This is a genomic window from Pygmaiobacter massiliensis (assembly GCF_900199435.1).
GTDB classification, from domain to species: Bacteria; Bacillota; Clostridia; order Oscillospirales; family Ruminococcaceae; genus Pygmaiobacter; species Pygmaiobacter massiliensis.
The window spans coordinates 1220755-1241601 of record NZ_OAML01000003.1; the positions used below are offsets into that span (position 1 = coordinate 1220755).

The 20847-nt window shown below is 51.6% G+C and carries 38 protein-coding genes; 37 read left to right on the plus strand and 1 reads right to left on the minus strand.

What is annotated here, in order from left to right:
- The first annotated feature begins 18 nt into the window (after window positions 1-18).
- The gene (locus C1A11_RS10350; RefSeq protein ID WP_102050382.1) at window positions 19-699 is read left to right on the plus strand and encodes a Crp/Fnr family transcriptional regulator; all 681 of its coding nucleotides are present in this window, start codon (window positions 19-21) and stop codon (window positions 697-699) included.
- A gap of 95 nt (window positions 700-794) precedes the next feature.
- A complete protein-coding gene (locus C1A11_RS10355; RefSeq protein ID WP_102050383.1) occupies window positions 795-950 on the plus strand; it encodes a DUF1540 domain-containing protein in 156 nt (51 codons plus the stop codon).
- A gap of 197 nt (window positions 951-1147) precedes the next feature.
- On the opposite strand, the gene C1A11_RS10360 is transcribed toward C1A11_RS10355, so the two are convergent.
- Window positions 1148-1366, minus strand: a complete 219-nt coding sequence (locus tag C1A11_RS10360; RefSeq protein WP_102050384.1) for a DUF378 domain-containing protein — start codon at window positions 1364-1366, stop codon at window positions 1148-1150.
- Window positions 1367-1570: 204 nt separating this feature from the next.
- On the opposite strand from C1A11_RS10360, the gene C1A11_RS10365 reads away from it, so the two are divergent.
- The 35 genes from C1A11_RS10365 (at window position 1571) to C1A11_RS10540 (ending at window position 20836) form a co-directional block, all read left to right on the plus strand.
- Window positions 1571-1768 (plus strand): DUF1858 domain-containing protein, encoded by a 198-nt coding sequence (locus tag C1A11_RS10365; RefSeq protein ID WP_102050385.1) that lies wholly within the window; start codon window positions 1571-1573, stop codon window positions 1766-1768.
- Window positions 1769-2464 (plus strand): class I SAM-dependent methyltransferase, encoded by a 696-nt coding sequence (locus tag C1A11_RS10370; RefSeq protein ID WP_102050386.1) that lies wholly within the window; start codon window positions 1769-1771, stop codon window positions 2462-2464. It abuts the gene before it with no gap.
- On the plus strand, window positions 2452-3195 hold the full coding sequence (locus tag C1A11_RS10375; RefSeq protein WP_102050387.1) for a Nif3-like dinuclear metal center hexameric protein: 744 nt from the start codon (window positions 2452-2454) through the stop codon (window positions 3193-3195). Before C1A11_RS10370 ends, C1A11_RS10375 begins: the two co-directional genes overlap by 13 nt.
- Before the next feature lie 67 nt (window positions 3196-3262).
- Entirely contained in the window at window positions 3263-5020 is a 1758-nt protein-coding gene (locus tag C1A11_RS10380) for an Rqc2 family fibronectin-binding protein (RefSeq protein WP_242965908.1), read from the plus strand.
- Window positions 5021-5467: 447 nt separating this feature from the next.
- Window positions 5468-5779 carry a 30S ribosomal protein S10 gene (gene rpsJ, locus C1A11_RS10385; protein ID WP_102050388.1) on the plus strand — a complete coding sequence of 104 codons (312 nt, stop codon included), beginning with the start codon at window positions 5468-5470 and terminating at the stop codon, window positions 5777-5779.
- A 107-nt stretch (window positions 5780-5886) separates the two neighbouring features.
- Window positions 5887-6519: a 50S ribosomal protein L3 gene (rplC, locus tag C1A11_RS10390; RefSeq protein ID WP_102050389.1), complete on the plus strand. Its 633-nt coding sequence runs from the start codon at window positions 5887-5889 to the stop codon at window positions 6517-6519.
- Between the two features lie 14 nt (window positions 6520-6533).
- Window positions 6534-7157 carry a 50S ribosomal protein L4 gene (gene rplD, locus C1A11_RS10395; RefSeq protein WP_102050390.1) on the plus strand — a complete coding sequence of 208 codons (624 nt, stop codon included), beginning with the start codon at window positions 6534-6536 and terminating at the stop codon, window positions 7155-7157.
- The gene (gene rplW / locus C1A11_RS10400) at window positions 7157-7453 is read left to right on the plus strand and encodes a 50S ribosomal protein L23 (protein ID WP_102050391.1); all 297 of its coding nucleotides are present in this window, start codon (window positions 7157-7159) and stop codon (window positions 7451-7453) included. Before rplD ends, rplW begins: the two co-directional genes overlap by 1 nt.
- A 93-nt stretch (window positions 7454-7546) precedes the next feature.
- The gene (rplB, locus tag C1A11_RS10405) at window positions 7547-8380 is read left to right on the plus strand and encodes a 50S ribosomal protein L2 (protein ID WP_102050392.1); all 834 of its coding nucleotides are present in this window, start codon (window positions 7547-7549) and stop codon (window positions 8378-8380) included.
- 15 nt (window positions 8381-8395) lie between these two features.
- Window positions 8396-8668, plus strand: coding sequence for a 30S ribosomal protein S19 (gene rpsS / locus C1A11_RS10410; RefSeq protein ID WP_102050393.1), 273 nt, complete (start codon window positions 8396-8398; stop codon window positions 8666-8668).
- 17 nt (window positions 8669-8685) lie between these two features.
- Window positions 8686-9024 carry a 50S ribosomal protein L22 gene (gene rplV, locus C1A11_RS10415; protein ID WP_102050394.1) on the plus strand — a complete coding sequence of 113 codons (339 nt, stop codon included), beginning with the start codon at window positions 8686-8688 and terminating at the stop codon, window positions 9022-9024.
- A gap of 14 nt (window positions 9025-9038) precedes the next feature.
- A complete protein-coding gene (gene rpsC / locus C1A11_RS10420) occupies window positions 9039-9716 on the plus strand; it encodes a 30S ribosomal protein S3 (RefSeq protein ID WP_102050395.1) in 678 nt (225 codons plus the stop codon).
- Window positions 9716-10141, plus strand: coding sequence for a 50S ribosomal protein L16 (rplP, locus tag C1A11_RS10425; RefSeq protein ID WP_102050396.1), 426 nt, complete (start codon window positions 9716-9718; stop codon window positions 10139-10141). The genes rpsC and rplP overlap by 1 nt, the downstream gene beginning before the upstream one ends.
- Entirely contained in the window at window positions 10141-10341 is a 201-nt protein-coding gene (rpmC, locus tag C1A11_RS10430) for a 50S ribosomal protein L29 (RefSeq protein WP_102050397.1), read from the plus strand. The genes rplP and rpmC overlap by 1 nt, the downstream gene beginning before the upstream one ends.
- A 21-nt stretch (window positions 10342-10362) precedes the next feature.
- On the plus strand, window positions 10363-10617 hold the full coding sequence (rpsQ, locus tag C1A11_RS10435) for a 30S ribosomal protein S17 (RefSeq protein WP_102050398.1): 255 nt from the start codon (window positions 10363-10365) through the stop codon (window positions 10615-10617).
- A gap of 38 nt (window positions 10618-10655) precedes the next feature.
- The gene (rplN, locus tag C1A11_RS10440) at window positions 10656-11018 is read left to right on the plus strand and encodes a 50S ribosomal protein L14 (protein WP_376745145.1); all 363 of its coding nucleotides are present in this window, start codon (window positions 10656-10658) and stop codon (window positions 11016-11018) included.
- A 12-nt stretch (window positions 11019-11030) separates the two neighbouring features.
- Window positions 11031-11345, plus strand: a complete 315-nt coding sequence (rplX, locus tag C1A11_RS10445) for a 50S ribosomal protein L24 (protein ID WP_102050400.1) — start codon at window positions 11031-11033, stop codon at window positions 11343-11345.
- A gap of 16 nt (window positions 11346-11361) precedes the next feature.
- A complete protein-coding gene (gene rplE, locus C1A11_RS10450; RefSeq protein WP_102050401.1) occupies window positions 11362-11901 on the plus strand; it encodes a 50S ribosomal protein L5 in 540 nt (179 codons plus the stop codon).
- A gap of 13 nt (window positions 11902-11914) precedes the next feature.
- The gene (locus C1A11_RS10455) at window positions 11915-12100 is read left to right on the plus strand and encodes a type Z 30S ribosomal protein S14 (RefSeq protein ID WP_102050402.1); all 186 of its coding nucleotides are present in this window, start codon (window positions 11915-11917) and stop codon (window positions 12098-12100) included.
- Between the two features lie 29 nt (window positions 12101-12129).
- Window positions 12130-12528 carry a 30S ribosomal protein S8 gene (rpsH, locus tag C1A11_RS10460; protein WP_102050403.1) on the plus strand — a complete coding sequence of 133 codons (399 nt, stop codon included), beginning with the start codon at window positions 12130-12132 and terminating at the stop codon, window positions 12526-12528.
- Between the two features lie 17 nt (window positions 12529-12545).
- The gene (gene rplF / locus C1A11_RS10465; RefSeq protein WP_102050404.1) at window positions 12546-13091 is read left to right on the plus strand and encodes a 50S ribosomal protein L6; all 546 of its coding nucleotides are present in this window, start codon (window positions 12546-12548) and stop codon (window positions 13089-13091) included.
- 18 nt (window positions 13092-13109) lie between these two features.
- Window positions 13110-13469 (plus strand): 50S ribosomal protein L18, encoded by a 360-nt coding sequence (gene rplR / locus C1A11_RS10470; RefSeq protein WP_102050405.1) that lies wholly within the window; start codon window positions 13110-13112, stop codon window positions 13467-13469.
- A gap of 78 nt (window positions 13470-13547) precedes the next feature.
- On the plus strand, window positions 13548-14015 hold the full coding sequence (gene rpsE / locus C1A11_RS10475; protein ID WP_180950382.1) for a 30S ribosomal protein S5: 468 nt from the start codon (window positions 13548-13550) through the stop codon (window positions 14013-14015).
- Window positions 14016-14262: 247 nt separating this feature from the next.
- On the plus strand, window positions 14263-14433 hold the full coding sequence (gene rpmD / locus C1A11_RS13965; protein WP_102050407.1) for a 50S ribosomal protein L30: 171 nt from the start codon (window positions 14263-14265) through the stop codon (window positions 14431-14433).
- A 20-nt stretch (window positions 14434-14453) separates the two neighbouring features.
- Complete coding sequence (gene rplO / locus C1A11_RS10490; protein ID WP_102050408.1) at window positions 14454-14891, plus strand: 50S ribosomal protein L15; 438 nt, start codon at window positions 14454-14456, stop codon at window positions 14889-14891.
- Window position 14892: 1 nt separating this feature from the next.
- Complete coding sequence (gene secY, locus C1A11_RS10495; RefSeq protein ID WP_102050409.1) at window positions 14893-16287, plus strand: preprotein translocase subunit SecY; 1395 nt, start codon at window positions 14893-14895, stop codon at window positions 16285-16287.
- Between the two features lie 22 nt (window positions 16288-16309).
- Window positions 16310-16942, plus strand: a complete 633-nt coding sequence (locus C1A11_RS10500; RefSeq protein ID WP_102050410.1) for an adenylate kinase — start codon at window positions 16310-16312, stop codon at window positions 16940-16942.
- Between the two features lies 1 nt (window position 16943).
- Window positions 16944-17693, plus strand: coding sequence for a type I methionyl aminopeptidase (gene map / locus C1A11_RS10505; RefSeq protein WP_102050411.1), 750 nt, complete (start codon window positions 16944-16946; stop codon window positions 17691-17693).
- 11 nt (window positions 17694-17704) lie between these two features.
- On the plus strand, window positions 17705-17959 hold the full coding sequence (locus C1A11_RS10510) for a KOW domain-containing RNA-binding protein (protein WP_102050412.1): 255 nt from the start codon (window positions 17705-17707) through the stop codon (window positions 17957-17959).
- A gap of 13 nt (window positions 17960-17972) precedes the next feature.
- Entirely contained in the window at window positions 17973-18191 is a 219-nt protein-coding gene (infA, locus tag C1A11_RS10515; protein ID WP_102050413.1) for a translation initiation factor IF-1, read from the plus strand.
- Window positions 18192-18217: 26 nt separating this feature from the next.
- Complete coding sequence (rpmJ, locus tag C1A11_RS10520; protein WP_102050414.1) at window positions 18218-18331, plus strand: 50S ribosomal protein L36; 114 nt, start codon at window positions 18218-18220, stop codon at window positions 18329-18331.
- 33 nt (window positions 18332-18364) lie between these two features.
- The gene (gene rpsM / locus C1A11_RS10525; protein WP_102050415.1) at window positions 18365-18733 is read left to right on the plus strand and encodes a 30S ribosomal protein S13; all 369 of its coding nucleotides are present in this window, start codon (window positions 18365-18367) and stop codon (window positions 18731-18733) included.
- Window positions 18734-18755: 22 nt separating this feature from the next.
- Window positions 18756-19169 (plus strand): 30S ribosomal protein S11, encoded by a 414-nt coding sequence (gene rpsK / locus C1A11_RS10530; RefSeq protein ID WP_102050416.1) that lies wholly within the window; start codon window positions 18756-18758, stop codon window positions 19167-19169.
- Window positions 19170-19187: 18 nt separating this feature from the next.
- Window positions 19188-19808 carry a 30S ribosomal protein S4 gene (rpsD, locus tag C1A11_RS10535; protein ID WP_102050417.1) on the plus strand — a complete coding sequence of 207 codons (621 nt, stop codon included), beginning with the start codon at window positions 19188-19190 and terminating at the stop codon, window positions 19806-19808.
- Between the two features lie 77 nt (window positions 19809-19885).
- Window positions 19886-20836 (plus strand): DNA-directed RNA polymerase subunit alpha, encoded by a 951-nt coding sequence (locus tag C1A11_RS10540; RefSeq protein ID WP_102050418.1) that lies wholly within the window; start codon window positions 19886-19888, stop codon window positions 20834-20836.
- Window positions 20837-20847 lie beyond the last annotated feature (11 nt).

Sequence of the window (20847 nt, forward strand, 5' to 3'; positions counted from 1 at the left end):
ACAAAAACGAGGAGAGCTATGAATTACAATTTACTCATCAAGTTTGCACTATTTCGCGGAATGTCGGAACAGGAAGCGAAAGATGTGCTGGTTTGCTTGCAAGCAGAAAAGAAAAGCTTTAGCAAAGGCGAAACCATTTATCATATGGGGGACGCCATCTATGCCATGGGCATGGTGCTTGCCGGTGGTGTTAATATTGAAAATGACGATATCTGGGGCAATAAAAATATTTTAGACAATATTGGGCCGGGGCAGGTGTTTGGCGAAACCTATGCTTGTCTGCCCGGCGAGCCGCTGATGGTTAATGTGGTAGCGGCGGAGGAGTGCCAGGTGCTGTTTTTAGAGGTGTCGCGGCTGCTTGCCACCTGTTCGAATTCCTGCGGCGCGCACCAGCGTCTGGTACAGAATTTGCTTTGGGTGACAGCACAAAAAAATCTGGCGCTTTCTCGCAAAATTTTCCATACTACGCCCAAGTCCATTCGGGGGCGACTGCTTTCATATTTATCTGCTCAGGCGGTAAGTGCAGGCAGCAACCAATTTATTGTGCCCTTTAATCGCCAGCAGATGGCAGACTATCTTTGCGTTGATAGAAGTGCTATGTCAAATGAACTAAGCAAAATGAAACAGGAGGGGTTGCTGGATTTTCATAAAAGTCAGTTTTCGATTAAAGAGAAAGCTTCTTTCACCGAGCTTTATTAAAAGCACAAACACCAGAATATTCCTTGCATTTTCGCCGGTGCGCTTCGTATACTACCGAAACAATCATTTTTTAATGAAAAAGGAGGTTTTATACTATGAATAACAGTGGTGTAAAATGTGATGTGAGTGAGTGTGCATATAACGTAGAGTGCAGCAAATGCAGCCTTGCAACGATTGAAGTTACTCATCAGGCTCAGGCACAAAATGCAGTTGCTACCCCGCACTTCTGCAAGAGCTATCAGAAAAAATAACAAAAGCACCCTCGCTTTTTAAATTGATTTCAATATACAAAGTGCCTTGGAGCAGACTAGCCTCAAGGCACTTTGTGTTTATTTGGGCCGTAAAGAGGGCCGCCAACTTTGTGCTATATTAATAAGGGACAAATCAACAAAACAAAAAAGCACCCTGCAGCAAACATCGCTACAGGGTACTTTGTATTTTGCAAAGGCTACTCTACATCGCCGGGAATGTCCGGAGATGAATCGGAGGAGAAAAGAGCGGGAATAGCAATCAGCGCTGCAAGGCCCACAATCGTAAAGATAATACGGGCCAACATAGAAGCACTGCCACCAAAGAGCCAGCCGACAGCGTTAAAATTGAAGATGCCGATGAGTCCCCAGTTAAGGCCGCCGACAATTAATAAAAGCAGACTAATTTTTTGAACCATGATTCCTCTGTCCTTTCTTATATTATGTGCAAACCAACGCCGCGTTCTCAGGTTCGCACATTCAAAAATCTATACCAAGTATGCCGTAAAAGCCCGTAAAATATACAGGGCGCGCCCTTGCAAAATAGAGTTTTGTTGGGTACAATAATAAAATACAGCCAAGTTAAGCGACAAAGGCTCAATACAAAATAAGAGGTGTTTTTAATGACTTACACAAAAGATACAATTATTGGCGATATTCTGGATAAAGACCCGAGCACTGCACCGTATTTCCTCGAAATTGGAATGCACTGTCTGGGCTGCCCGTCTTCCCGCGGCGAAACGATTGAGCAGGCTTGCATGGTGCATGGCACCGATGTGGAAGCACTGCTTGCAAAGCTGAACGCACACGCCAGCAAATAAATGGAAAAAATCGTTTTAGATGCGCGGCTTGCCGCTGTTGCAGCAAAGGTCCGCCCCGGGGTGCCGGTGGCGGATATTGGCTGTGACCACGGCAAGCTTTCTGCGTTTTTGGCGCAAAGCGGCAAAAGCCCATATGTAATTGCTGCCGATCTACGGCCGGAACCGCTTTCCAAAGCAAAAGACACAGTGCGCCGCGCGGGGCAGGCAGATAAGGTAGAGTGCCGGCTTGGCAATGGGGTTTCGGTGATTTCTGCCGGAGAAGTCAAAGATATTGTTATCGCTGGTATGGGCGGTGAAACGATTGCCGAGATTTTAGAGGCCGCGCCATGGACCAAAAGTGAAGCATACCATTTTGTCTTTGTGCCTGCTACCGGTCATCCGGAGCTGCGGCGCTGGCTTTACCAAAACGGGTATGAGCTATGCAGCGAGACGCCTATCAGCCAGGGCAAGTATTGGTACACCATCATGGAAGTGCGATATACCGGGGTATCCCTATTGCAAAGTGAGCTGTTTTACACGCTGGGGCTTCATACGCAAGGCAGTGGAAAAGCGACATTAGGGTATCTGCGAAAGGTTTACACAAAACTGAAAAAAGAACTGGATGGCAAAAAAGCCTCTGGACGCTACTTAGATTTAGCAGAGGAAGAAAAACTTTGTGAAGAGGTTGCAAAGGAAGTGGAACGATGCCTAGAATAGAAGAAGTCTACGACTATCTAAGCCAATTGGCCCCAAAAGAGCTGGCGGAAGATTGGGACAACGTCGGTACGCTAGTGGACTGTGGCGGGGATGTAACCAGTGTGATGGTTGCACTGGACATCACTGACGAGATTGTGGCCGAAGCGGAGATGTCGGGCTGCCAACTGATTGTTTCGCATCATCCTGTTATCTTCAAGCCGCTGCGCAGTGTACGCAGAGGAGACGTCGTTTACCGGATGATAAAAAAGAACATCAGCGGCATTTGTATGCACACCAACCTGGATGCAGCAGAAGGCGGCGTGAATGACGTGCTTGCTGCCATTTTCGGTCTGACTAATGTGCAAAAGCTTGATGAACTGGGCCGTATCGGCCAGCTGCGCGCGCCAATAAGTGCAGCTGAATTGGCTGCGCTCTGCAAAGAGAAGTTCAATACTCAAGTCAAGCTGGCGGATACCGGCAAGCCGATTTCTCGACTGGCGCTTGTTGGTGGCAGCGGCGGAGACTTTATCTGGTCGGCACTGGCTGCGGGTGCAGACTGCTTGCTCACCGGAGAGGCGAGCCACCACGAGGCAATTGACGCGAAGCACGCTGGCATCAGCATAGTCACCGCAGGCCATTTTGGTACCGAATATCCTGTTGTGCCGGTCCTTGCTGATCGCCTTGCAAAAAACTTCCCCGGCCTGCGCGTTCTGGTCAGCCGTCGCTGCAAGGATCCATTTACTTATATATAAGGTATAATAGAGATACCGGCAGCGACTACAATTTAATTTATTAGAATCCAATAGAAACGAGGTGAGGATGATGGCACTTGATGCTGCGACCCTCGCGCTGCTGGCAAAAGAGTTAAGGGAAAAAATGCTCTCTGCCCGCATTGATAAAATATTTCAGCCTACACGTGACGAGGTGCTGATTGCCATGCGCAGCCGTACCGAAAACTTCAAATTGTTTGTTTCGGCACGCAGCGGCTCGGCACGCATCGGCATTACCAATGAGAAATTCGAAAATCCGCAGACGCCGCCTTCCTTTTGTATGCTGCTGCGCAAATATCTTACCGGCGGACGGCTGGACGATGTACGCACTGTGGAAGGGGAGCGCATTATATTTTTAGATTTTACCTGCACCAGCGAAATGGGTGACACTGTCACGGTTACGCTGGCCGCCGAGTTGATGGGCCGCTATTCGAATTTGGTAGTAATTAACGGCGAGGGCAAAATCATCGACGCGCTCAAACGGGTCGATTTTGAGGCGTCGGAGCTGCGTCAGTTGCTGCCCGGCCTGCCTTACACTTTGCCCCCGCAGCAGGACAAGCCCAGCTTTATGCAGGTGCCAGCAACCGAACTGGTTGCTGCGGTACGCAGCCAGCAGACCGATGTTGCTGCGGCACTTATGCGCTGTGCGGGTGGCATTGGCCCGGTGGTTTGCCGCGAAATTACGTTCCGCGCGCTGGGTGAGGGCAAACTGGCAGCAGACGAGCTGACAGATGACGATGCACAAAAATTGGCGCAAGGCATTGATGCTTTGCGTGCGCTGTACGCAACCGGGGGAACACCCACGACGGTATGTACCGCAGAGGGGAAACCAATCGAGTTTAGTTTCGTACCGCTTACACAGTACTTGCCGGCATGCAAATTGATAGAAAACGAAAGTTACAGCGCTCTGCTGGATGATTACTACGCCGTCAAAGATGCGGCGGAGAGAATGCGTCAAAAGAGCAGGGATTTGACCAAGTCTGTACAGAACCTGCTTGAGCGTGCCCGCCGCAAGCAAAATGCCCGTATGGAAGAGCAGAAGGAAAGCAACGACGCCGATCATCTGCGCATTTGTGGCGAGCTGCTGCAAGCGAACCTTTACGCCATTGAAAAAGGAGCCCGCAGCGTAACAGTGACCAACTATTACGATGGGCAGCCGATTGCGATTAAGCTGGATGCAAGGCTTTCGCCATCGGCAAATGCGCAGAAGTATTTTAAAGAGTACAAAAAGAAGCTGACTGCGGCCAAGATGCTGGTGAAGCTGCTCGAAGAAGGGCAGCGGGAGATTGAATATCTGACGACAGTGCTGTATGAAGTTGAAGTAGCAACAGGGGAGCCTGCGCTGGAAGAGATCCGCGCTGAGCTGAAAGCACAGGGCTACCTACGCAGCTATAAACTGAAAAATAAAAAGCAGAAGCCTGCTGATTTTATTCGCTATACCTCCAGCGATGGATTTACAATTTTGGTAGGGCGCAACAACTTGCAGAATGATAAACTGACACTGCACACAGCGCGCGGCAAAGATTTGTGGTTTCATACCAAAAATGCACCGGGCAGCCACACGGTCGTAATGAGCGAAGGGCAGGAGATTCCCGATTCCACCAAAAACGAAGCTGCAATGCTGGCGGTACACCACTCCAGCCAGGCAGCGTCTGCTAAGGTAGCGGTTGATTACACCGAGGTGAAAAACATTCGCAAGACCGGCGATCTCGCACCAGGCATGGTGCTTTATGAGCACTATGAAACCGCATATATCACACCAGATGCCGCAGTACTGGAAGAACTCACCAAAAATTGCAAGAAATAAGCGAATTTATGAATTTTCTTAGAAAAAACCAGTATAGAGTGAGAGAAAATTCATCTTTGGTGAAACGTACAAACTTTTTTTGAAAAATTCTATAATTTTTTTAAAAACCCCTTGCATTGCTTGGGGTTTTATTGTATTATGATTAGGCGACTGCGATGCCCCTGGCATTCAGCAGGGGCAGATATGCGTTGAAGCGGGAGGTTGCCATGCCTAGCATGGGTTTTTCCGCCGAGTATGTCCGATCATGAACCGGGCGACAAAATACTGATTGCAAAGGGTTATGACCCCCGTGTGGGTCCAATTTCCACGAACTTTGCGTGATGGCTTGTCCGGGAGAACTGCGCCTAGCGGTTCACCGGCTTTCTTCATGCAAAAGCGTGATACACCCGGCGCGGTGTTCAGTATTTGTTAACCGCCAGGCAGACAAAAATCAAGGAGGCGATTACATTGGCAGTCAAGGAGAAAATCAGAATTCGTTTGAAGAGCTATGATCATCAGCTCATCGACACCGCTGCGGAGCGCATCGTGGAGACCGCTAAGCGGACAGGCGCTCGGGTTTCCGGCCCGATCCCCCTGCCCACCGACAAAGAGGTCGTTACCATTCTGCGCGCTGTCCACAAGTATAAGGATAGCCGTGAGCAGTTCGAGATGCGCACCCATAAGCGTCTGATCGACATTCTGAAACCGTCCAACAAGACGGTTGAGGCTCTTCAGAGCCTGCAGCTCCCCGCGGGCGTCGAGATCGAGATCAAAGGCTAATTTAAGAGTTACTCCTTAAACAAACCGGATTTCAAACTCGTCTCTCATCGGAGAGGTCATGTTGAGGGCGAACGCCTTCAACCAATAACCTATTAGGAGGCATAAAAATGCAAAAAGGTATTATCGGCAAGAAGCTGGGCATGACTCAGCTGTTCGATGAAAAGGGCAAGGTTGTTCCTGTCACTATCATCGAGGCTGGCCCCTGCGTTGTTGTCCAGAAGAAAACCGTTGAAAGCGATGGCTATGAAGCTGTGCAGCTCGGTTACGGCGACATCTCCGCAAAGAAAGTCAGCAAACCTGCGAAAGGTCACTTCGATAAAGCAGACGTTGCTCCGAAGCGCACCCTCCGCGAGTTCCGCCTGGACGACATCTCTGCTGTTGCTGTTGGCGACATCGTAAAAGCAGACACCTTTGCAGCTGGCGACCACATCGACGTTGCAGGCTTCAGCAAAGGTAAAGGCTACGCCGGCACCATCAAACGTTGGAACGGCCACCGTCTTCGTGAGTCTCACGGCACCGGCCCTGTGGCACGCCACGCTGGTTCCAACGGCTCCTGCTCGACCCCGAGCCGTGTCTTTAAGGGCAAAAAGCTCCCCGGCCACCTCGGCGCAGAGCGTGTGACTGTGCAGAATCTCACAGTCGTCAAAATCGACACTGAAAATAATCTTATTGCTATCAAGGGCGCTGTGCCCGGTGCAAAGGGCAGCATTGTTACCCTGAGCGATAGCGTTAAGGCGTAAAGGAGGAAAGCAAAATGGCGAAATTTGATGTTATGGATATGTCCGGCAAGAAAGTTTCCACGATCGAGCTTTCCGACGCCATCTTCGGCATTGAGCCCAACGAGCGCGTTATGCATGCGGCAGTTGTCAACTTCCTCGCTAACCAGCGCCAGGGCACTCAGAGCACCAAGACCCGCAGCGAAGTTTCCGGCGGCGGCGCAAAACCGTGGCGTCAGAAAGGCACCGGCCGTGCTCGTCAGGGTTCTATCCGCTCTCCGCAGTGGACCCACGGCGGCATCGCACTCGGCCCCAAACCCCGTGATTACAGCTACACCCTGAACAAAAAGGTGAAACGCCTTGCAATGTTCAGCGCGCTGTCCGCAAAGGCAGCCAGTGGCGACCTCGTCATCGTCGACAAATTCGATGTTACCGAGTTCAAAACCAAGACTGTTGTCAATATGTTGACTGCAGTTGGTGCTACCGGCAAAAGCCTGATCGTTGCTCCCGAAGTTGACCAGAAGCTCGTCAAGAGCGCAGCAAACATTGCTGGCGTGAAGACTGCTGTTGCAACTGCGATGAACGTTTATGACGTCATCAATGCTCGCAAACTGGTCATCAACGTGGATGCCGCGAAAAAGCTCGAGGAGGTATTCGCGTAATGAAAGTTGCAGCACAGGACATCATTCTGAAGCCCGTCATCACCGAGGCTTCCATGCAGAACATGCAGCAGAAAAAATACACCTTCAAGGTGGCTACCTTTGCAACCAAAGTCGACATCGCTCGCGCTTGCGAAGAGCTGTTCGGCGTTAAGGTAGAGAAAGTCAACACCATCAGCGTGCGCGGCCGTTTCCGCCGCCAGGGCGCTAACGCAGGTTATACCGCTTCTACCAAGAAAGCGATTATCACCCTTGCGAAAGACTCCAAAGGCATTGCGTTCTTTGAGAGCATGGTCTAATTTTAGACCCGCGTTGACTTGATAGAAAGCGCACGACGCTTTCAAGTATGGGGCATATGACCCCGCGAAGCTCATAAGGAGAGTGAAATAGTAATGGCCATCAAGAAGTACAAACCGACTACACCGGGCCGTCGTGGTATGACGGTCACCGATTACTCGGTTCTTTCTAAGGTCGAGCCGGAAAGAAGCCTGCTCGAGCCGATGAAACACAAAAGCGGCCGCAATAACACTGGCCGCATCACCGTTCGCCATCACGGCGGCGGCAACCGTACCAAGTACCGCGTCATCGATTTCAAACGCAAAAAGATCGACATGCCCGCAGAGGTCAAAACCCTCGAGTATGACCCGAACCGCAGCGCTTTTATCGCTCTGATTCAGTACGAAGACGGCACCAAAAGCTACATCATCGCACCGCACGGCCTGGCTGTCGGCGACGTTGTTGTTAGCGGTGTGCATGCTGACATCAAACCGGGCAACTGCCTGCCGTTTGCTAACATTCCCGTTGGTACCATCATCCACAACGTTGAGCTGTACCCCGGCAAAGGCGCACAGCTGGTTCGTTCCGCTGGCAATCAGGCTCAGCTGATGGCAAAAGAGAACGGCTATGCACTGGTTCGTCTGCCGTCCGGCGAGATGCGCAACATCCCGCTGAACTGCGTGGCAACCATCGGCCAGGTCAGTAACATCGACCACGAGAACGTCAACATCGGTAAAGCCGGTCGCAAACGTCACCTCGGTTGGCGTCCGACCGTCCGCGGCTCGGTCATGAACCCCTGTGATCACCCGCACGGCGGCGGTGAGGGCAAAAGCCCCGTTGGTCGTCCCAGCCCTGTTACTCCGTGGGGCAAACCCACCATGGGCTACAAAACCCGCAAAAAGCACAACCGTTCTGACAAGTTCATTGTCAAACGTGCAGAAAAAAGATAAGGAGGGGAGAGCATCATGGGTAGAAGTATTAAAAAAGGACCTTTCGTACAGGCCGCTCTGCTTAAGCGCGTGAAAGAAATGAACGCCGCAGGCGAGAAGCGCGTGCTCAAAACCTGGAGCCGCTCCTCTACGATTTTCCCGCAGTTCGTCGGCCACACCTTCGCGGTGCATGACGGCCGTAAGCACGTGCCCGTCTATGTCACTGAAGACATGGTTGGCCACAAGCTTGGTGAGTTCGCACCGACCCGTACCTTTAAGGGTCATGGCGGCTCCAAAACATCGAAGTAAGGAGGAGGATTCAAACAATGGAAGCAAAAGCTAAATTAAGCTATGCTCGCATTTCGCCTCGCAAGGTTTCCATCGTTCTGGACTTGATCCGCAACGAACCCCTTGATAAGGCGCTTGCAATTCTGCAGTACACCCCGAAGGCCGCCTCTGAGCTCCTTTACAAGCTGGTGAAATCTGCTGCTGCAAATGCGGAAAACAATTTCAATATGGACAAAAACAACCTGTATGTTGCAGAGTGCTATGTCACCCCGGGCCCGACCCTGAAAAGAGTTATGCCCCGTGCACAGGGCCGCGCATACAGAATCCTCAAGAGAACTAGCCACATCACGGTTGTTCTTAAAGAGATCGAAGGGTAAGGAGGTAAAACAGCATGGGTCAGAAAGTTAATCCCCACGGTTTCCGTGTTGGTGTCATTAAAGACTGGGACAGCCGCTGGTTTACCAGCAAAAAAGAGTTCGGCGACACCCTCGTAGAGGACTACAACATTCGTAAAGTGCTGAAAAAACAGCTTTACAACGCCGGCGTTCCCAAGATCGAAATCGAGCGTTACAATGACGCAACTGGCACTGCCATTGTCAAAGTAACCATCTTCTGCGCAAAACCCGGCATGGTTATCGGCCGCGGTGGCGAGGAGAAAGAGAAAATCGCTGCTCAGCTCGAGAAAATGACCGGCAAAAAAGTCTTGGTCAACATCCTCGAGGTGAAAAACCCCGACGTAAATGCACAGCTCGTTGCAGAGAATATCGCTTCTCAGCTGGAGCGTCGTGTGGCTTTCCGCCGCGCAATGAAACAGTGCATCGGCCGTACCATGCGTCTTGGCGCTAAGGGCATTAAAGCTCAGGTCGGCGGCCGTTTGGGTGGCGCAGATATCGCCCGCTCTGAGAGCTATCATGAGGGCACCATCCCCCTGCAGACTCTGCGTGCTGACATCGACTATGGTTTTGCTGAGGCAAACACCACCTATGGTAAGATCGGCGTTAAGGTCTGGATTTATAAGGGCGAAGTGCTGAAGGGCGCTAAACCCCGTAAAGAAGGAGGCAGCAAATAATGCTTTTACCGAAACGCGTTAAATACCGTCGCCAACAGCGCGGTCGCCTCAAAGGCAAGGCACAGCGCGGCAATAAGGTCAACCAGGGCGAGTTTGGTCTGCAGGCTCTCGAGCCGGCATGGATCACCTCGAACCAGATCGAAGCCGCTCGTATCGCACTGACTCGCTACATCAAACGTGGCGGCCAGGTGTGGATCAAAATTTTCCCTGATAAGCCCGTTACCGAGAAGCCGGCAGAAACCCGAATGGGTTCTGGTAAAGGCAGCCCGGAGTACTGGGTCGCAGTCGTCAAACCCGGCCGCATCCTGTTTGAGATCGCCGGTGTTTCCGAAGAAAATGCTCGCGAGGCTATGCGCCTTGCTGCACACAAACTGCCCGTTAAATGCAAGTTTGTGAAAAGAGAGGAAGAGGAGGTAGCTGAATAATGAAAGCGAATGAGCTTGCAAAAATGAGCGCGGCTGATCTTGCAAAGAAACTGGCCGAGCTGAAAGAAGAGCTGTTCAACCTGCGTTTTCAGCATGCCATCAACCAGCTCGAAAATCCGCAGCGCATTAAAGCCGTCAAAAGAGACATTGCCCGTGTGAAAACTGCACTTCGTGGCATTGAGCTCAAGGACGCACAGTAAGAGAGAGGGAGGAGTTAAACAATGGAGCGCAATTTACGCAAAACTCGTACCGGCGTTGTAGTGTCGGACAAAATGGACAAAACCATCGTGGTTGCAATCGCTGACCACGTCGCACACCCTCTCTACAAGAAAATCATCAAACGTACCGTTAAGTTTAAGGCTCATGACGAAAATAATGAGGCTCACATCGGTGACCGTGTAGTGATTATGGAGACCCGCCCGCTGTCGAAAGACAAACGCTGGAGACTGGTCAACATCGTAGAAAAGGCGAAATAAGCCTGTTACTTTGAAAGGAGGACGCAACTGTGGTACAGATGCAAACCTATCTCAAAGTGGCCGACAACACCGGTGCAAAAGAGCTTATGTGCATTCGCGTGCTTGGCGGTTCCCGTAAGAGATATGCCAACATTGGCGACGTCATCGTCGCTTCTGTAAAGAAAACTACCCCCGGCGGCGGCATGGTCAAGAAGGGCGAGGTCGTTAAGGCTGTTATCGTCCGTAGCAAAAAAGGCCTGCGCCGTGATGATGGCTCCTACATTCGTTTCGACGAAAACGCTGCTGTTATCATTAAAGAAGATAAAAACCCGAGAGGCACCCGTATTTTTGGACCCGTGGCCCGCGAGCTTCGCGAGGGCGGCTACCTGAAGATCTTGAGCCTGGCTCCGGAATCGCTGTAAGGAGGTTTTAAAATGAGTAAAGTTCATGTTAAGACCGGCGATACCGTTATGGTTATCAGCGGCAGAGACCGCGGTAACACCGGTAAGGTATTACAGGTCAGCCCGAAGGAAGGCAAAGTTATCGTCGAAGGCCGCAACATGGTTACCAAACATGTGAAACCCCGTCGTGAGGGTGAGCAGGGCGGTATCGTGAAAGCAGAGTCCGCGATTTATGCTTCCAAAGTTATGCCTGTATGCCCGAAGTGTGGCAAAGCCACTCGCGTCGGCCATATCGTAAACAACGGCAAAAAAGTGCGCGTCTGCAAAAAATGCGGCGCAGAATTTTAAGGGAGGAGTTTAAACAATGGCTAGATTGAAAGAAACTTACGCCAAAGAGATTGCTCCCGCCCTTATGAGCAAATTTGGCTATAAGAGCGTCATGCAGATCCCGAAGCTTGACAAAATTGTCATCAACTGCGGCTGCGGTGAGGCTCGCGACAACCCGAAGATTATGGAAGCTATCCTCGGAGACCTTTCCAAGATCACCGGTCAGAAACCCATCGTCTGCAAGGCGAAAAAATCCGTCGCGAACTTTAAACTTCGCGAAGGCCAGCCCATCGGCGCCAAAGTCACCCTGCGCGGTGAGAAAATGTACGAGTTTGTTGACCGCCTGTTCAGCGTTTCGCTTCCGCGCGTTCGCGACTTCCGCGGCATCAACGGCGACGCATTCGACGGCCGTGGCAACTACTCTTTGGGTATCAAAGAGCAGCTGATCTTCCCGGAGATCGATTACGATAAGATCGATGCTATTCGTGGCATGGACATCGTGTTCGTCACCACCGCGAAGACTGACGAAGAGGCAAAAGAGCTCATCCGTGCGCTCGGCGCCCCGTTCGCAAACTAAGGGAGGGTAACTAATGGCTAAAACATCCATGAAAGTAAAGCAGCAGCTTGCACCGAAATACAGCACCCGTGCTTATAATCGTTGCAAAATCTGTGGCCGCCCTCACGCTTATCTGCGCAAATATGGCGTTTGCCGTATTTGCTTCAGGGAGCTCGCTTATAAAGGCGAAATTCCCGGCGTAAGGAAAGCAAGTTGGTAATCTATCTACTATAAAAGGAGGTACATGGCATGCACATCACCGACCCTATCGCTGATCTGCTCACCCGTATTCGGAATGCCAGTTCTGCAAAACACTCGACAGTAGATATTCCCGCTTCTAACCTGAAGAAGGCGATCTGCCAGATTTTGTTAGACGAGGGCTATGTCAAGGGTATGCAGCTGAAAGAGGACGACAAACAGGGCGTTATTACTGTTACGCTCAAATACGGCGAGAACAATACCCCGGCTATCACCGGACTTCGCCGGGTTTCCAAACCCGGTCTGCGTATCTACACCAACTGTGAGGATATGCCCAAGGTCATGAAAGGCCTTGGTACTGCAATCGTTTCCACTTCCAAAGGCGTTATGACGGACAGAACTGCTCGCGCACAGAACTGCGGCGGCGAAGTCCTCGCCTTTGTGTGGTAAGAGAGGGGAATTAGACAATGTCGAGAATCGGAAGAAAACCCATCGTCATCCCGGCAGGCGTCACTGTTGCTATCGAGGGCAGCAATGTCACTGTTAAGGGCCCCAAAGGCACCTTGAATTCCACCCTTCACCCGCTCATCAAAGTTGAGCAGCAGGGCGAAGAGATCATCGTGTCTCGCCCCAATGATGATAAAGAGGCTCGCAGCCTCCATGGCCTGTCCCGCACCCTCGTCAACAACATGGTTGTTGGCGTAACGGAAGGCTTTAAGAAAGCACTCGAGATCCAGGGCGTTGGTTACCGTGCTGCAAAGCAGGGCCAGAACCTCGTCATGAACCTGGGTTACTCTCATCAGGTCATCGTACCTGAAACCGATGGCATCACCATCGAAGTGCCCGATGCCAACCACATTACTGTGCACGGCATCGACAAACAGCGCGTAGGTCAGTTTGCCGCGGAAATCCGCGAGAAACGTCCGCCCGAGCCTTACAAGGGTAAAGGTATCCGCTATGTTGGCGAGTACGTTATCCGTAAAGAGGGTAAAGCCGGTAAGGGCGCAAAATAAACGAAGGAGTGAAATAAGATGGTTAATAAGCCGAACAAAAACGAAGCTCGTCTTCGCCGTCACCGCCGTGTTCGCGGTAAAATCAGTGGCACAGCCTCTTGTCCGCGCCTCGATGTTTTCCGCTCTAACTCCCACATCTATGCCCAGGTCATTGATGACGTTGCAGGCGTAACGCTCGCAGCTGCATCTACCATGGACAAAGGTTTTGAGGGAATCGGCAGCAACATCGAAGCAGCCAAAAAGGTTGGCCTCGCAGTCGCGAAAGCAGCCCAGGAGAAGGGCATCACCAAAGTGGTGTTCGACCGCGGCGGCTATGTCTACCACGGCCGTGTGAAAGCTCTGGCCGAGGGCGCCCGTGAGGGCGGCCTTGAGCTGTAAGGGGAGGATACAAAAGTGGCATTTGATAAAAAATTCGACAGAAGAGCCGGCAGAGGCTCCGAGGACCAGAACGAGTATATCGAGAAGGTCGTCGCAATTAACCGCGTATCCAAAACCGTAAAAGGTGGCCGTATCTTTAAGTTTTCGGCCCTCGTAGTTGTCGGCGACGGCAAAGGCAAAATCGGTTATGGTCTCGGTAAAGCTTCCGAGGTTCCCGAAGCAATCCGCAAGGGCATCGAAGAAGCTAAAAAGAACATGATCCAGGTTTCTCTGAAAGGTACCACCATTCCTCACGAGACCCTCGGTCTGTTTGGCGCAGGTCACGTTATTCTGCGTCCGGCTGCTCCCGGTACCGGCGTTATCGCTGGCGGCCCGGTTCGTGCAGTTGTTGAAGTTGCAGGCATTAAGGACATCCGTACCAAATGCGTACGCACCAACAATCCCTGCAACGTTGTTATCGCAACTATTAACGGTCTGAAAACTCTGCGCACCGCAGAGCAGGTTGCTGCAATTCGTGGCAAAACCGTTAAAGAAATCTTAGGATAAGGAGGCAGTACTCATGGCAGAAGCAAACACCACTGTAGCTACTGAAGAAGTAGTAGAGAAAAAAGCGCCGGCCAAGAAGACCGCCGCCAAAAAACCCGCAGCAGCAAAAACCACCGCTGCGAAAAAGCCCGCTGCTAAGAAAGCTGCTCCGAAAAAGGACGCTGAGAAAGCACCGGCAAAGAAAACTGCAGCAGAGAAGGCCCCGAAAAAAGCAGCTGCTAAGAAAGCTGAAAAAGTCGAGGGCACCATCACTGTGAAACTGGTTCGCAGCCTTTCCGGCCGCAAAAAAGACCAGATCGCAACTGCTACCAGCTTGGGCCTGACCCGCGTGGGCAAAGTTTCTGTCCAGCCGGATAACGCAGCAACTGCTGGCAAGATCGTCAAAATTTCCCACCTCGTCGAGGTTACCAAAGCGTAAAAGCAAGGAGGTGCACTAAAATGATGCTCCATGAATTGAAACCCGCTGCTGGCGCAACTCGCCCGGCGAAACGCAAGGGCCGTGGCGCAGCTTCCGGCAACGGTAAAACCGCTGGTTACGGTCACAAAGGTCAGAAAGCTCGCTCCGGTGCAAAACGCCCGGGCTTTGAAGGTGGCCAGATGCCTCTGGCTCGCCGTCTGCCGAAGCGTGGCTTTAACAACATTTTTGCTACCGTCTACACCACCATCAAGGTCAGCGACCTGGATCGTTTTGAAGACGGCACTGTGGTTGATACCGCTGCAATGCTCAAAGCTGGCCTGATCAAAAAGGTCAACGATGGCGTAAAAGTCCTTGGCAACGGTGAAATCACCAAAAAGCTGACGGTAGAGGCCGCTGCCTTTACTGCCTCCGCAAAAGAGAAAATTGAGAAGGCAGGCGGGAAGGTAGAGGTGAAGTAGTTTGTTCAAGACATTTAAAAATGCTTGGAAAATTGAGGACCTTCGTAAGAAGTTGCTCTTTACACTGCTCATCATTGTTATCTTCCGAGTTGGTGTTGCGATCCCGGTTCCGTTTTTGGACCCGTCTCAGCTTGCAAATATGATTGAAGGCTCCGGCAACCTGCTGGGCTACATCAACATGCTGACCGGCGGCGCGTTTGCACAGGCTACCCTGTTCGCGTTGTCCGTGCAGCCCTATATCAATGCTTCCATTATCATTCAGCTGCTCACGGTTGCGATTCCCGCTCTTGAGCGCATGCAGAAAGAAGGCCCCGAAGGCCAGCGTAAGCTTGCCCGCATCACCCGTTACACGGGTTGCGGCATTGCTTTCGCGCTTGCTATCGCTTACTACTTCCTGCTTCGCAACCAAAATGCAGTTCTCTACACTGAAGGCGGCTATGGCTGGTTTACTGCCACCGTTATCGTCTTCGCGTTCACCGCAGGCTCCATGCTCATCATGTGGCTCGGTGAACAGATTGATACCAAAGGCATTGGCAACGGCATTTCGCTGCTGATCTTCGCCGGTATCGTCTCTCGTATGGGTACCATTCCCGGCACCATCTACGGCTATGTCCTTGGCATCATCAACGGTTTCCAGGGCAAAGCTGAGGGTGCTACCTCCTTGAGCGGTATGCTGGGCGATGGTTACAAATACTACTTTATGAGTGCTGAGGGCGAGATGTTCGCATCTTATCCCTGGTACTACATTCTGTTCTTGCTTCTGATCCTTGTTTTGGCTGTTATCAGTGTTGCTTTCATCGTTGTGATGACCAGCGCTGAGCGCCGTATTCCGGTTCAGTATGCAAAACGCGTGGTTGGCCGTAAAATGTACGGCGGTCAGTCCACTCATATCCCCATTAAGGTGAATATGAGCGGCGTTATGCCCGTCATCTTTGCATCGGCACTGATCAGTATCCCTGGCACGATCAAAGCACTGTTCCAGATTAATGATGGTTTCTGGTCCACTTTCTTGGGCTGGTTTAACTACAATCAGCTGGGCTATGCGCTGATCTACCTCATGCTGATCATTGGCTTCAACTATTTCTACGTTGCGATTCAGTATAATCCGGTAGAAATTGCCAATAACCTGCGTAAGAACAATGGCGCGATCCCGGGCATTCGCCCCGGCAAGCCCACCACCGATTTTATTGTGAAGGTGCTCAGCAAAATCACTTTTGTCGGTGCGGCGTTCCTCGCAATCGTAGCTCTGCTGCCGATCGTTATCGGTAACCTGACTCACATCAACATTCAGCTTGGCGGTACTTCGCTGCTGATCGTCGTTGGTGTTGCATTGGATACTGCCCGCCAAATGGAGAGCTTTATGCTCATGAGACACCATAAAGGCTTCTTGGAATAAAGAAGAGGAGGGCAACTCCGCCATGAATATTATTCTGTTAGGCGCACCGGGTGCTGGTAAAGGCACTCAGGCCGAAATCATCAGCCAAGAGCTGAATATCCCTGTCATCGGCACCGGCAATATTATCCGCGAAGCGATTAAAACCGGCACCGAAATGGGGAAACAAGCAAAAGTTCTGATTGATCAGGGCCACCTCGTTCCTGATGATGTGATTATTCAGATCATCAAGGAGCGACTGGCGGCTCCGGATTGCCAGAACGGTTTCATCCTGGACGGCGTGCCCCGCACGCTCGCTCAGGCTGAGGCCATCGAGCGACTCGGCATCGTAATCGACAAGGTGATTGACCTTGAAGTTGCGGACGAAGTGATTGTGCAGCGCCTCACCGGCAGAGTTGTTTGTGTGTCGTGCGGCACCAGTTACCACGTTACGCACAACCCCAGCCGCGACCCGCATAAGTGCGATCGCTGCGGCGGTGAGCTGATTGCCCGCGAGGACGACCAGCCCGAAACGGTTGTCGAGCGTTTAAACATTTACCACGAGCTGACAGAGCCTTTAAAAGACTTTTATGCAGAACGTGGCAAGTTGGTCGTTGTAGAAGGTAACGGGCTCGTGGCGGACACGTCCGCGCTCGTACTGAAAGCATTGGAGGCATAATGTGATTTCTGTAAAAACGGCGAAAGAACTCGAGTTGATGCGACATGCGGGCAGAATTTCGGCCCGGGCGCTCGCGCTCGGCGGAAAAGCTGTGAAACCCGGAGTCACCACTGCCCAGATCGACAAAATCATCTATGACTATATCCTCAGCGAGGGCGCAAAACCGAACTTCCTCCATTATGGCGGATTTCCGGCGAGTGCATGTATCTCGGTGAATGACGTGGTAATCCACGGCATTCCCGATGATACTGTCATTCGCGAGGGTGATATAGTAAGCATCGACACAGGTGCTGTCTATCAAGGCTACCACGGTGACAATGCTGCCACATTTGCGGCAGGCAAAATCAGCGAAGAAGCCCAGAAGTTGATGGATGTTACCAAAGAATCGCTGCAACGCGGTTTGGCGGCTGCTGTCGCGGGCGCGCGAATTGGTGATATTGGTCACGCAGTACAGACTTTTGTTGAAGCAAACGGCTTTTCCGTAGTACGCGACTACGTCGGTCACGGTATTGGCACTGACATGCATGAGGACCCGGAAGTCCCGAATTTTGGTACTCCCGGTCGGGGCCCGCGCCTTGTTCCTGGCATGGTGCTCGCGATCGAACCCATGGTCAATGCAGGAAAGCCGCCGGTGCGGCAGATGCCCGATGGTTGGACGGTTCGGACCCGTGATGGCTCTCTGAGTGCTCATTTCGAGTATACGGTAGCAATTACGGCAAAAGGGCCGGTTATCCTCACAGACCCGGAATAGAGGGGGACGAAATGGACTATCATAAAGGCCAGGTCGTTCTTTCGAAAGCTGGGCGTGATCAGGGGTTATACTTCGCGGTGCTCGGCATCGAGGGAGATATGGCACTGATTGCCAACGGCAAAGAGCGGCGGGTTGCAAAACCCAAAGCAAAAAAGCAAAAACATCTTGCTGCCACCAATAAAACGCTCAGTGAAGAAGCACTGGCGACTGACAAACTGCTCAAAAAAGCGATAGCAGAATTAACTGCCACGCTTTCCACGACCTAAGGAGGGTAGGAGCTTGTCTAAAGACGATGTAATCGAAGTAGAAGGTACCGTAGTTGAGGCAATGCCAAACGCAATGTTTAAGGTAGAGCTCGCAAACGGTCACCAGTTATTGGCTCACATTTCCGGCAAGCTGCGTATGAATTTCATCCGCATACTGCCCGGAGATAAAGTAACACTTGAGATGTCGCCCTATGATTTAACAAAAGGCCGCATCACTTGGCGCTCTAAATAAGAGTGAAGCAATAAGGAGGTACCATTATGAAGGTAAAGCCTTCCGTGAAACCGATGTGCGAAAAGTGCAAGGTTATCAAACGCAAAGGTCGCGTTATGGTAATCTGCCCCAATCCGAAACACAAACAGCGTCAGGGCTAAGACGCAATATTTAAATAGGAGGTGCAAGGAATTATGGCACGTATTGCCGGAGTAGACCTGCCCAGAGAAAAACGTGTTGAAGTCGGTCTGACTTATATCTATGGCATTGGCGGCAGCGCCGCAGCCGAGATCCTCAAAGCGACTGGCATCAACCCCGATACCCGCATTAAAGATCTTACCGAAGATGAAGTCGCTCTCATCCGTGAGTATATTGACAAACACTTCATCGTTGAAGGCGACCTTCGCCGCAACAGCGCGATGGATATCAAACGCCTCATCGAGATCGGTTGCTATCGCGGTGTTCGTCATCGCAAAGGCCTGCCTGTCCGTGGTCAGCGCAGCAAAACCAATGCGCGTACCCGCAAAGGCCCGAAGCGCACCGTCGCGAACAAGAAAAAGTAATACCCAAAGGAGGTAAAGGTTCATGGCAACAAAAGCTAATACAGCCGCTGCCCGCAAAGCTGGCGCGCGCCGTAAACGCGAGCGTAAAAACATTGACCGTGGTCAGGCTCATATCCAGAGCACGTTCAACAACACCATCGTCACTATTACCGACGTACAGGGCAATGCCGTGTCGTGGGCAAGCAGTGGCGGCCAGGGCTTCCGTGGCTCCCGTAAAAGCACTCCGTATGCAGCTCAGACTGCTGCAGAGGTTGCTGCTAAAGCCGCAATGGAGCATGGCATGAAATCGGTTGAAGTATTCGTTAAGGGCCCCGGCCAAGGTCGTGAAGCCGCTATCCGTGCGCTGCAGGCTGCCGGTCTGGAGGTAAATATGATCAAGGACGTTACCCCCATTCCCCACAACGGATGCCGCCCGCCGAAGCGTCGCCGCATTTAAGTTAAGGAGGAAACAGACATGGCAAGATATACAGGCGCAGTTTGCCGCCAGTGCCGTCGTGAAGGACAGAAGCTCTTTTTGAAGGGCGAACGTTGCTATTCCGACAAATGCGCGCTTACCCGCAGAAACTTTGCTCCCGGCCAGCACGGCCAGGCTCGCAAAAAAGTCTCTGAGTACGGCGTACAGCTGCGTGCAAAGCAGAAAGCTAAAAAATACTACGGTGTGCTCGAGAGCCAGTTCCGCAAATACTTTGTTATGGCAGAGCGTCAGGCCGGCATCACCGGTGAAAATCTGCTTCGGATCCTTGAAAGCAGACTTGACAACGTTGTTTACCGTGCAGGCTTCGCAATGAGCCGTGCAGAGGCAAGACAGCTTGTTCTTCACCGCCATTTCACTGTCAACGGCGAAACCGTTAACATCGCATCTTACCTCTGCAAAGAGGGCGACGTGATTGAGCTGCGTACCCGTGACTGCGAGAAGATCAAAGAGTGCAGCGAGAAAAACTCTGGCCGTCCGACCCCGGTTTGGATGAACCTTGAGAAAGACAACTACAAGGCTACCCTTACCCGTCTGCCTGACCGTGCTGACATCGACTTCGACGTCGAAGAGCATCTCATCGTTGAGCTTTACTCCAAATAACCCCAAAGTAGCATTGGGAATGCGAATATTTGGCAAAGGCTGCTGGGCAGCTTTTGCACAAGAAGGAGGGTTTTAACATGATAGAGATCGAAAGACCGAAAATAGATACCGCCGCCCTCAGTGCGGACGGTCGCTACGGCAAGTTCGTTGTGGAACCTCTCGAGCGCGGTTTTGGCACTACGTTGGGCAATAGCCTGCGCCGTGTTTTGCTGTCTTCTCTTCCGGGTGTTGCTATCACCTCTATGAAGATTGACGGCGTCGTGCATGAGTTCTCTACCATCGAGGGCGTTAAAGAAGACGTTACTGAGATTGTTCTCAACTTGAAAGGCGTCACTGCAAAGCTTTATTCCGACGGCCCCAAAACCGTTCGCATTGAGGCTTCTGGTGAAGGCGAAGTCACTGCAGGCAGCATCCAGCAGGATGCTGAAATCGAAATTTTGAATCCGGATTGGCACATTGCTACACTGGACGAAGGCGCTAAGCTCGTTATGGAGCTCGTCTTCGACCGTGGCCGCGGCTACGTCCCGGCTGACCGTAACAAAAATGCCGAGTTTACTGCGCTGGGCGCAATCCCCATCGACAGTATCTATACTCCGGTACTGAAGGTCAATTACACGGTGGAAAATACCCGTGTAGGCCAGATCACCGACTACGACAAGCTTACGCTTGAGGTTTGGACCAACGGCACCATTAATGCAAAAGAGGCTGTAAGCCTTGCAGCACGCGTGATGACCGAGCACCTTAACCTGTTTGTGAACTTGTCTCAGGAAGTGATGGATACCGAAATCATGGTAGAAAAAGACGACAAAGGCAAGGAAAAAGTGCTTGAGATGACCATCGAAGAGCTCGACCTGTCTGTTCGTTCCTTCAACTGCCTGAAACGTGCAGGTATCAACACGGTCGAAGATTTGACCAACAAGAGCGAAGACGAGATGATGAAAGTGCGTAACCTTGGCCGCAAGAGCCTGGAAGAGGTTATCGCAAAACTGGAATCCCTCGGCTTCAAGCTGAACAAAGAAGACGAGTAATAACACCGCAA

Excerpts from the sequence above, each read along its gene's own strand:
- C1A11_RS10350 (WP_102050382.1), top strand. The coding sequence starts at position 19 with ATGAATTACAATTTACTCATCAAGTTTGCACTATTTCGCGGAATGTCG.
- C1A11_RS10355 (WP_102050383.1), top strand. The coding sequence starts at position 795 with ATGAATAACAGTGGTGTAAAATGTGATGTGAGTGAGTGTGCATATAAC.
- C1A11_RS10360 (WP_102050384.1), bottom strand. The coding sequence starts at position 1,366 with ATGGTTCAAAAAATTAGTCTGCTTTTATTAATTGTCGGCGGCCTTAAC.
- C1A11_RS10365 (WP_102050385.1), top strand. The coding sequence starts at position 1,571 with ATGACTTACACAAAAGATACAATTATTGGCGATATTCTGGATAAAGAC.
- C1A11_RS10370 (WP_102050386.1), top strand. The coding sequence starts at position 1,769 with ATGGAAAAAATCGTTTTAGATGCGCGGCTTGCCGCTGTTGCAGCAAAG.
- C1A11_RS10375 (WP_102050387.1), top strand. The coding sequence starts at position 2,452 with ATGCCTAGAATAGAAGAAGTCTACGACTATCTAAGCCAATTGGCCCCA.
- C1A11_RS10380 (WP_242965908.1), top strand. The coding sequence starts at position 3,263 with ATGATGGCACTTGATGCTGCGACCCTCGCGCTGCTGGCAAAAGAGTTA.
- rplC (WP_102050389.1), top strand. The coding sequence starts at position 5,887 with ATGCAAAAAGGTATTATCGGCAAGAAGCTGGGCATGACTCAGCTGTTC.
- rplD (WP_102050390.1), top strand. The coding sequence starts at position 6,534 with ATGGCGAAATTTGATGTTATGGATATGTCCGGCAAGAAAGTTTCCACG.
- rplW (WP_102050391.1), top strand. The coding sequence starts at position 7,157 with ATGAAAGTTGCAGCACAGGACATCATTCTGAAGCCCGTCATCACCGAG.
- rplB (WP_102050392.1), top strand. The coding sequence starts at position 7,547 with ATGGCCATCAAGAAGTACAAACCGACTACACCGGGCCGTCGTGGTATG.
- rpsS (WP_102050393.1), top strand. The coding sequence starts at position 8,396 with ATGGGTAGAAGTATTAAAAAAGGACCTTTCGTACAGGCCGCTCTGCTT.
- rplV (WP_102050394.1), top strand. The coding sequence starts at position 8,686 with ATGGAAGCAAAAGCTAAATTAAGCTATGCTCGCATTTCGCCTCGCAAG.
- rpsC (WP_102050395.1), top strand. The coding sequence starts at position 9,039 with ATGGGTCAGAAAGTTAATCCCCACGGTTTCCGTGTTGGTGTCATTAAA.
- rplP (WP_102050396.1), top strand. The coding sequence starts at position 9,716 with ATGCTTTTACCGAAACGCGTTAAATACCGTCGCCAACAGCGCGGTCGC.
- rpmC (WP_102050397.1), top strand. The coding sequence starts at position 10,141 with ATGAAAGCGAATGAGCTTGCAAAAATGAGCGCGGCTGATCTTGCAAAG.
- rpsQ (WP_102050398.1), top strand. The coding sequence starts at position 10,363 with ATGGAGCGCAATTTACGCAAAACTCGTACCGGCGTTGTAGTGTCGGAC.
- rplN (WP_376745145.1), top strand. The coding sequence starts at position 10,656 with ATGCAAACCTATCTCAAAGTGGCCGACAACACCGGTGCAAAAGAGCTT.
- rplX (WP_102050400.1), top strand. The coding sequence starts at position 11,031 with ATGAGTAAAGTTCATGTTAAGACCGGCGATACCGTTATGGTTATCAGC.
- rplE (WP_102050401.1), top strand. The coding sequence starts at position 11,362 with ATGGCTAGATTGAAAGAAACTTACGCCAAAGAGATTGCTCCCGCCCTT.
- C1A11_RS10455 (WP_102050402.1), top strand. The coding sequence starts at position 11,915 with ATGGCTAAAACATCCATGAAAGTAAAGCAGCAGCTTGCACCGAAATAC.
- rpsH (WP_102050403.1), top strand. The coding sequence starts at position 12,130 with ATGCACATCACCGACCCTATCGCTGATCTGCTCACCCGTATTCGGAAT.
- rplF (WP_102050404.1), top strand. The coding sequence starts at position 12,546 with ATGTCGAGAATCGGAAGAAAACCCATCGTCATCCCGGCAGGCGTCACT.
- rplR (WP_102050405.1), top strand. The coding sequence starts at position 13,110 with ATGGTTAATAAGCCGAACAAAAACGAAGCTCGTCTTCGCCGTCACCGC.
- rplO (WP_102050408.1), top strand. The coding sequence starts at position 14,454 with ATGATGCTCCATGAATTGAAACCCGCTGCTGGCGCAACTCGCCCGGCG.
- C1A11_RS10500 (WP_102050410.1), top strand. The coding sequence starts at position 16,310 with ATGAATATTATTCTGTTAGGCGCACCGGGTGCTGGTAAAGGCACTCAG.
- C1A11_RS10510 (WP_102050412.1), top strand. The coding sequence starts at position 17,705 with ATGGACTATCATAAAGGCCAGGTCGTTCTTTCGAAAGCTGGGCGTGAT.
- rpmJ (WP_102050414.1), top strand. The coding sequence starts at position 18,218 with ATGAAGGTAAAGCCTTCCGTGAAACCGATGTGCGAAAAGTGCAAGGTT.
- rpsM (WP_102050415.1), top strand. The coding sequence starts at position 18,365 with ATGGCACGTATTGCCGGAGTAGACCTGCCCAGAGAAAAACGTGTTGAA.
- rpsK (WP_102050416.1), top strand. The coding sequence starts at position 18,756 with ATGGCAACAAAAGCTAATACAGCCGCTGCCCGCAAAGCTGGCGCGCGC.
- rpsD (WP_102050417.1), top strand. The coding sequence starts at position 19,188 with ATGGCAAGATATACAGGCGCAGTTTGCCGCCAGTGCCGTCGTGAAGGA.
- C1A11_RS10540 (WP_102050418.1), top strand. The coding sequence starts at position 19,886 with ATGATAGAGATCGAAAGACCGAAAATAGATACCGCCGCCCTCAGTGCG.